Below are 214 nucleotides of genomic sequence, written 5' to 3'. Positions count from 1 at the left end.
GTGGCTCCGCGACGGTGCCTCGGTGCCGCAGCAGCAGATCATCCGAGACTTCGCCAAGTCCCGTACCAAAGCCCTGAAGGACATCGAGAAGCGGCTGCCGATGCGGCAACGCGCGGGCATGCCCCGGCACAAGAAGAAGCGCGAGGCGCTGCCCACGCTGAACTACACACAGCGCGGGTTCCGGTTGAAGGGCGGCCGCCTGCACGTCGCGGGC

At 68.2% G+C, this 214-nt stretch carries 1 pseudogene; it reads left to right on the top strand.

Annotation, left to right across the window (positions count from 1 at the left end):
* Positions 1-214, top strand: a pseudogene (locus IG99_RS43965) (RNA-guided endonuclease TnpB family protein); the annotation flags it as partial.

It is taken from the genome of Streptomyces griseus subsp. griseus, assembly GCF_000720255.1.
Lineage (GTDB): Bacteria > Actinomycetota > Actinomycetes > Streptomycetales > Streptomycetaceae > Streptomyces > Streptomyces griseus_I.
Note: the sequence above shows the minus strand (reverse complement) of the source record. Positions and strands in the feature narration are given on the sequence as shown.